This is a genomic window from Desulfococcus sp. (assembly GCF_050178255.1).
GTDB lineage: Bacteria > Desulfobacterota > Desulfobacteria > Desulfobacterales > Desulfococcaceae > Desulfococcus > Desulfococcus multivorans.
In genome coordinates, this window is sequence record NZ_JBFXGG010000041.1 from 22,934 (window position 1) to 29,418 (window position 6,485).

The following is a 6,485-nucleotide window of genomic DNA, read 5'->3' on the forward strand; positions in this document are numbered from 1 at the left end:
CGTTTAATCCGTGGATGCATCCCTTGCCACGCGGAAACTCGTATCAGTATAATATTTAGTGGCATCCTTCTCAATGATGATCTCCTCTTCGATCATGTCCGAAGGCGACTGTCCCATGATCACGAATCCCCCGGTATGGGTCCGGCCCCATTCAGCGATCTGATTGATTCCCCTCAATCCATACTTGTCGAGGCGGTAGCTCAGGACCGGCACCGGCGCTTCCAGCGCTTCCCGGGTGGAATTGGTGTCGGTCTTCATGACATAGTACCATTCCTCGACCCGGGGCAGCCGAAGTCCGAAATAGCGCGCGTAGCTTTCCGCACCCAACCCTGTGACCATCAGCACTGCGCAGGAGGAGTGCATGGGGTCTTGGACGAAAAATCGCCCGTCTTCGAACACAATGGGCTTGTATCCTCTTATCTTTTCACTGATTTTCAGTATCAATCGCTCGTCGAGGTACACTTCGCTCTCGACGACCCGGATCCGGCCTAAATTCTGGTTTAAAAAATTGACATACTGCTGGTTGGTAACAGGCGTATCCGATAAATAAAAAGGTTCCGTCGAAATCTCTTTCAGGCCAAGAATCGTGCTGGAAGAAAACGTGACCGTCGCTGGAGGAATCAAATGAAGCAGCGCCCCGCCTTCGGAGCGCAGCGTATTCTCGAGGGTGTCCGGATAGGCGCGAGATGTGATCTTCTCCACGTCCGATGCAGGCGTCGGCCGGACTGAAGACGACGGCTCGTCGCTCAAGTAAAGGATCAAAGGGATCAGCACCAGCAGAGCGAGAATGCTGATCAACACGGCGGCTTTTTTCGTCGTCAACCTTGACGCGGGTTGATCTGTGGGCTGCGAAACAGGGCAGTGGATCAGCTGCAGCAGCCGTGATTTCAGTTCCCGGGCGGAGCCGATGCGCTGATTTGGATTTTCTTCGGTGGCCGCCATGATGATGCTGTTCAAGGCCCGGAGGTAATCCGTATCCGGGTTGGAGAGCTTGACCTGCTTGAACGGTTTCGTCCTATCCGATAATTTCCCCTCGACCACCTCATAGAGGATTTTCCCCATCGAATAGATATCCGCGGGTTCCCTGGCCAGGCTGAAATTGTAGAACTGTTCAGGGGCCATATAGGCCACCGTGCCGTAAATGTCCGCGATGGTTTCGGTTACGGAAGGAAAATTGAATCCCAGCGACAAGCCAAAATCGGCGAGCTTCGGCACATCGTCCTTCATCAGAAAATTTTCGGGCTTGATATCCCTGTGGATGATGCCCAATTCATGGACCTTCTGGAGGCCTTCAAGCAGCGGGATCATATACTTCTCGATCCACTCCCCGATATCCTCCTGGTACTCAAATCCGCTGACATCCATGGTGTTTCGAAGGGTTCGTCCGGCGAACAACTCCATCACCAGATAGTCGATCTCGTGCATCCTGTCGTTGATCTCGACGCTGTCCTGCTTGAAACCGTATATGCGGACCACATTGGGGTGATCGATCTTGGCGGCCAGTTTCGCTTCTGATTGAAAGCGTTTCAGAGTGCTCTTGACCTGGGCTTCATCCATGGCTTTTGTCATCCCGGGGGAGATAACCTTGATGGCCACCCGTATGTCCAGCTGAATATCGTAGGCCATGTATACGGACCCCATCCCTCCCTGACCGATCATCTTGATGATCTGGTAATTCTTTCCGAGGGTGGTTCCGGGGGCCAAGCGTGAATCTGGTTTCATGGCGGTGTTCTCTTGTTGGCGATTGAATGATCGTCTTCATCAGATACGGATGATGATCCCCGTAATGTTATCCCTGCCGCCGTTTTCGAGCGCCGCCCTGAGGAGCCGATCCGCAGCCTGGCGCGGATCTCCGATGTTTTTCAACGTCTCGGCGATCTCATCGGCGGGCACCATTTTGTGGAGACCATCGGACGAGATTAAAAACCGGTCGCCGACAGCAAGGTCCAGAACCCTGGTTTCCACTTGTTCAAGCGGCATCTGGGTGCCGACCGAACGGGTCAGCATGTTGCGAAGCGGGTGTTTTGCCGCTGCAGCCGGCGTAAGGTCTCCCTCGTCGATCATCTCCTGGACGAAGGTGTGGTCGGATGTCAGCTGGCTGAGGCGGCCCTCCCGAAGCCGGTATATCCGGCTGTCGCCCACATGGGCCGTGATCCCGACATCCGCCACCACCAGCATGGCTGACAGGGTGGTTCCCATGTCCTCGCATTGAGGTTCCTTCGATGCCGCGTCTCGAATGCAGCGATCAATCTCATGGACGCGGTTCTCCAGTTGTTTGACATAGCGCTTCACTTCGGATCCGGAAATGGGTCCGGCGAAGAGGGCCTTCAACTTCCGGCAGGCCAGGGCGCTGGCCTGGTCACCGCAGCTATGGCCGCCGATGCCGTCTGCGACGGCAAACACCCACCACTGCGCACCTGGGGCCGCATCGTCCGGAGCGCCGTCGTGAATGATATAGGCATCTTCGTTCTTCTCGCGCTTGAGCCCGGTGTGGGTAAAGCCATAATAGTTTAAGCTCTTGGTTCTTTTCATCCTTTTTCTTGCCCCCGGCCATTGGTGGGCAGCCACCATCCTTTTGTCGATCCTCGCCGGCTGCTGAAGATTTGGCGGCAACCAATGGCACGGCCGTCGCCGTTTTGCCCCAGCTCTTGGGCTGTGGCCTTGAGAGCCTTAAACGGTAACGTTCATGTCTGCGCCGTTGGACATCCCGGGCATGGCTTCGGTCTCCATTTCGGGCTGCCGCTGTCGGGAATTGTCATCATCGATGTGAGGGGGCCCATTTTCCCATCAGCACATCTTCTGCTTCCGGCGGGATGGTAACGCCGTTATCCGGATTGCCGTCGATGTATAGGGTCTGGATCAACCTGCCTATGTTGGTAACGGCAGGATGGGTTTCGTCCACGGCCCCTTCGACCAGATGAAGAGGAATCATGAAATCCATGGCCGGCGCCTGACCGAGCATGACATCGCCGATGAAGAAGGCGATGGTATCCTCTTCCATGTAGCTGAACATGCCGTTGGCATCGGTATATTCGTCGTGACTACTTCTCTCATAATATAGCCCCTCCACCGGACTGTCAACAAACACGCCGTTGAGCTGGGTGGGTCCCTCGTCAGTAACGGCGCTGTCTCCCCCGCCGCTATTGCATCCCATGAAAATTGTTACCAGAATATCCAGAAAAATTATAGTTGAAGGGAACGAAACAACATATTTTGGTATCCATTTGTCGACAAGCTCCCTGAATGTAACAATCAGCAGCCTCCGCCGCCACCGTGGTTGTAACCCCCCTTGCCCCCATAGCCTCTGTGGTATCCATTCTTCCATTCCCCATGATTCATGAATCCATTCTGATCATGATGGTAGCCGGGAGTGTCCATTTGGCCGTCGTTCATGTGCAGCTCGTAACGATTCCTTTCCGCGGGCGCCATGGTGCGAAAGCGCTGACGGATCTCATTGTTGAAGGCATCCTGTTCGTGTTGCGGCATGCGGTGGATGGTATCTCTCATTCCCATCAGCTCACTGGTGGAATATGATCGATAATCCTCTGCCCATAACGGTGCCGCGATCAGAACCAGCCCGATGATTACACCGATCAAACGATTAATTTTCATTTTTTTCTCCTTTCCGCCTGTTGGGTTGAAACGACCTCAACTGAAGTCATCGGAGTGGGAAGGATATCCCACTCTATTATAAGTTAAAGCAATAGTTGTGCCATAGAGTAATAGATATGAATTACAGGAGATAAGGGTTTTGAAAAAGGGATTTGGGCAGTTTTTGCCCGGTGCTTTCAGAAAAAGATGCAGCAAGGTGTGAAAAAAATTCGCGGCGATTCTTCACTATGGAGGCTTGTGATGGTTTAATTGCTAAGGATTCCGGGCTCAACACGTAGAAAGCACTTTATCAATCATTGTTCAGTTCATTGGGAATATGCCAGGATGTGTAAAAAATTTGCGCACGGTTCTTTCTCGGCCGAATAAGACCCTTTTGCCGGCACAGCCTTGCCGTCCATTCATTTTCGCGCTTATCCCGTCCGGGCAGCTTGATGCTGAAGATAGGTGGTGGGGGGAAATGGCATCGAGAAGGACTGCTCAGGCTTGAGTGATTTGAGGCTTCAGGTGCATCAGGACATTGGTGGATTTTGACACCGCCCTGTGCACCTTTCACCTCGCGCCATCGATAGCTGTTCCGTTTGAGGTAATTTCATATCGACAAGGGGAGGATTGATCGACGTTGTTGTGCCGCCGAGGTCTCTCCGCCGAAGATCGTCCTGGTTCAGGCGCTGCTTGGAACCTAAAATCCTGCGGCGAGCTGGATCGTGAAGATAAGGTGGTCCTGAACATCCATATCGGCCGTCTTGATTTCTTCATCCTGATCGACAAAGGAGAGATCCATGCTGAGCTTGTTGGCGTGCCCTTTGATGAAATAGTTCAGGCCGAGGCCGTATATGGCGGTATCTTCCTTTCCGTTTTCGTCCACATCGATATATTCGTAATGGGCAAATGGCTGCATGCTCCCGATGCCGATCTTACCGGAGAAAAGGTAGCCGGCCTTCAGGGAGATAATGGACCCGTCGTTCCCTGAAACGAACTGGGTATAAGTGATGCTGTTTGGTCCGTTTTTAATATCGATATAGGCTCCTTCAACGGTGACCGCGTCGCTGGTTCCTATCGGTTGATCATAGTGAAGATCCGCCGTCCATGCAAAATAATCATCCTCTTGGTCGCCGAACCTCAATTCTTCCTGGTAGTCTCCACCCAGCCCCAGTGCAAGAATCCGTTTTTTCCCCAGATAGGTGCCCTGGTTGAACCAATCCGTCTCCGGATCGAACAGATTGACGCTGAATCGTCCGGCGAACCTTAAATTGTCGTCGGGATTCATGGGACTATCTTCGACCCCCTCGGAAACCATTAACCGATACTGGAATTTGCCGTCCATGACATTCCCCCAAAGGGTGCCCCCGTCATCCCGGCCGACCTTACTGGGATAAAAGATGTTACCCCTGACACCGCCCTGGGTCCAATCAAGGTCGGTGGTCATCAGCGACATGGTAGAGGTTGTTCCGTAATTTCGCGTGAAGGGCACGTACATGCGCCCCACCTGCAGCTTGAAGGCCTCGTGCATCTTAAATGTGATCCACAAGTCCCGGAACGCGACTCCGCTGCCCAGCCCCAGTGAGGAACGGTCCAGCCCATCCTGGCCAATCCGGTCGGAAGCGATATGGGTAAAGACCTCCAGGTACGGATCGATCTCCCCCTTCAGGCTAAGGTACGCCCTTCTGATCATAAAATCGTTGACTCCCTCGTCGGCAACCCCATCGTTGTCACTGTCCCTGCCGTTCTCTACGTACTGGTACCAGCCCTGGGTCCAGAATCCGATTTCCCCTCTGGTCTCCTCGTTAATGGTGAACTTGTACCCGCCCCACGCGAGACTCCCAGCCCAACAGATGCAAGTCAACAAAAACAACGTCGCTTTGAATGTACGCTTCATCCTTTCCTCCTCCTTATTTTTGTTGAAATTATCCAGAAAGTTGGCCGCATTTACCGACCCACTGTGAACCGCGTGGCAGTATCAGACTGTTTATCTCACCATACGTTACGGTACATTTTCCATGATATATTTTTCTATACAATCGACGATGGTACCATCGGACAAGGAACAGACGTGGTTACGGCAGTCGGCGGAGAGAGCTTCGGAATCGGCCTTACATTTACGGATCGTTTTATCGCACAACCGGCAGGCCTCCAGTAAAAACCGGACGCCAACATTGTAACTTGGCGGAATTGAACCTTCAGTCCTCATGCTCCACCGGACTTCGGCGAAATAATTGTGTTTCGCATCAAGCCAGTAAGGGTCCGGTGCAACATCGATCATTTTGATATGAATGCGTTCACCAGGCGTTAACCTTCGTTCGGCGAGAAATGCCATGCCGCCAGTGCAGCTGTTGATCATCTCTGCTTCATGGAATTCTTTCGCCGAGCAACCGGAATAACGTATTGAAGCCCGGTGCCTATTGCGAGTAAACGCACGATGGGTGATAACATCCATAGTGTTACCGCCTTGAAATTCATCATTAACTTGCATGGATTGCAGTATCCTGCCCTTTCAAGGTGGTGTTTGCTGTCGCGCAAGAACGGAACAAGAGTCTTGTTTGTATATGTGCTTTATACCTAAAAGCTGCAAACCTTGCCAGGGTTAAAATGAATAGCATCCATTCATGCCCCGCAGGCACCAAATCTGACCCGGGGAGCTCTTTTTGGACATATCAGAATGAGGATATCTATCTACATCAGCATCTCCGCTCCATTTTTTCTCGTTGCCGGCGCCCTCAGGTCGCACCTGTCCACCGGAACACGCAGAAGCACCCGATTCCGGCCGTGGCCGGCGGCTTCAGGCAAATTCGAGCTTCATGATATTCTCTTCCATCTGGAGCCATTGCTCCCGGAACGGATAGCTCTCTGACAATTTCAAGATCCATTGCCGGCTT

The 6,485-nt window shown here is 52.7% G+C and carries 6 protein-coding genes; all 6 read right to left on the reverse strand.

Features of this window, described 5'->3' with window-relative positions:
- Window positions 1–3: 3 nt before the first annotated feature.
- Window positions 4–1,722 carry a bifunctional serine/threonine-protein kinase/formylglycine-generating enzyme family protein gene (locus tag AB7S84_RS09685; protein ID WP_428154153.1) on the reverse strand — a complete coding sequence of 573 codons (1,719 nt, stop codon included), beginning with the start codon at window positions 1,720–1,722 and terminating at the stop codon, window positions 4–6.
- Window positions 1,723–1,761: 39 nt separating this feature from the next.
- Entirely contained in the window at window positions 1,762–2,532 is a 771-nt protein-coding gene (locus tag AB7S84_RS09690; RefSeq protein ID WP_428154155.1) for a PP2C family protein-serine/threonine phosphatase, read from the reverse strand.
- Window positions 2,533–2,758: 226 nt separating this feature from the next.
- Window positions 2,759–3,154 (reverse strand): hypothetical protein, encoded by a 396-nt coding sequence (locus tag AB7S84_RS09695; RefSeq protein WP_428154157.1) that lies wholly within the window; start codon window positions 3,152–3,154, stop codon window positions 2,759–2,761.
- A gap of 98 nt (window positions 3,155–3,252) precedes the next feature.
- Window positions 3,253–3,612: a hypothetical protein gene (locus tag AB7S84_RS09700; protein WP_428154159.1), complete on the reverse strand. Its 360-nt coding sequence runs from the start codon at window positions 3,610–3,612 to the stop codon at window positions 3,253–3,255.
- Between the two features lie 679 nt (window positions 3,613–4,291).
- Window positions 4,292–5,488 carry a selenite/tellurite reduction operon porin ExtI gene (gene extI / locus AB7S84_RS09705; RefSeq protein WP_428154161.1) on the reverse strand — a complete coding sequence of 399 codons (1,197 nt, stop codon included), beginning with the start codon at window positions 5,486–5,488 and terminating at the stop codon, window positions 4,292–4,294.
- A gap of 105 nt (window positions 5,489–5,593) precedes the next feature.
- Complete coding sequence (locus AB7S84_RS09710) at window positions 5,594–6,082, reverse strand: hypothetical protein (protein WP_428154163.1); 489 nt, start codon at window positions 6,080–6,082, stop codon at window positions 5,594–5,596.
- Window positions 6,083–6,485 lie beyond the last annotated feature (403 nt).

Bases quoted from the DNA above. Each gene is read 5' to 3' on its own strand.
- AB7S84_RS09685 (WP_428154153.1), bottom strand. From the start codon at position 1,722: ATGAAACCAGATTCACGCTTGGCCCCCGGAACCACCCTCGGAAAGAAT.
- AB7S84_RS09690 (WP_428154155.1), bottom strand. From the start codon at position 2,532: ATGAAAAGAACCAAGAGCTTAAACTATTATGGCTTTACCCACACCGGG.
- AB7S84_RS09695 (WP_428154157.1), bottom strand. From the start codon at position 3,154: ATGGGATGCAATAGCGGCGGGGGAGACAGCGCCGTTACTGACGAGGGA.
- AB7S84_RS09700 (WP_428154159.1), bottom strand. From the start codon at position 3,612: ATGAAAATTAATCGTTTGATCGGTGTAATCATCGGGCTGGTTCTGATC.
- extI (WP_428154161.1), bottom strand. From the start codon at position 5,488: ATGAAGCGTACATTCAAAGCGACGTTGTTTTTGTTGACTTGCATCTGT.
- AB7S84_RS09710 (WP_428154163.1), bottom strand. From the start codon at position 6,082: ATGCAAGTTAATGATGAATTTCAAGGCGGTAACACTATGGATGTTATC.